This window comes from Streptomyces sp. WM6378 (genome assembly GCF_001279695.1).
Lineage (GTDB): Bacteria > Actinomycetota > Actinomycetes > Streptomycetales > Streptomycetaceae > Streptomyces.
The window spans coordinates 1-853 of record NZ_LGDD01000156.1 but is presented as its reverse complement, the minus strand read 5'-3'; the positions used below and the strand labels follow the sequence as shown (position 1 = coordinate 853).

Sequence of the window (853 nt, the reverse complement as noted above, 5' to 3'; positions counted from 1 at the left end):
TCGCTTCGGGTCGGGTGTCGTACACCTTTGGTTTTGAGGGTCCGGCGGTGACGGTGGATACGGCGTGTTCGTCGTCGTTGGTGGCGTTGCATCTGGCGGCGCAGTCGTTGCGTCTGGGTGAGTGTTCGTTGGCGCTGGCGGGTGGTGTGACGGTGATGTCGACGCCGTCGACGTTCGTGGAGTTCTCGCGTCAGGGTGGGCTGTCCTTGGATGGGCGTTGTAAGGCGTTTGCTGATGCGGCTGATGGTGTGGGTTGGGGGGAGGGTGCCGGGATTGTGGTGTTGGAGCGTTTGTCGGATGCGCGCCGCAATGGGCATCGGGTCTTGGCGACGGTGCGGGGTAGTGCGGTGAATCAGGATGGTGCGTCGAATGGTTTGACGGCGCCGAATGGTCCGTCGCAGCAGCGGGTGATTCGGCAGGCGTTGGCGAGTGCGGGTCTGTCGGCGGCGGATGTGGATGTGGTGGAGGCGCATGGTACGGGTACGACGTTGGGTGATCCGATTGAGGCTCAGGCGTTGTTGGCGACGTATGGTCAGGAGCGGTCGGTGGGTCGGCCGTTGTTGTTGGGTTCGGTGAAGTCCAATATTGGTCATGCGCAGGCGGCTTCGGGTGTCGCGGGTGTGATCAAGATGGTGTTGGCGATGCGTCATGGTGTGTTGCCGCGGACGTTGCATGTGGGTGAGCCGTCGTCGCATGTGGACTGGGATGCTGGTGCGGTTGAGTTGTTGACGTCTGCGGTTGAGTGGGAGCGGGGGGATGGGCCGCGTCGTGCGGGTGTGTCGTCCTTCGGGATCAGTGGTACGAACGCGCACGTGATCCTGGAACAGCCCGAACCCGCCGACACCGACACCGA

At 63.3% G+C, this 853-nt stretch carries 1 protein-coding gene; it reads left to right on the top strand.

Annotated elements, in window-relative coordinates; genetic code table 11:
* Positions 1 to 853: beta-ketoacyl synthase N-terminal-like domain-containing protein (locus tag ADK54_RS15260; protein WP_199826973.1), on the top strand; the 853-nt coding region annotated here is incomplete at both ends.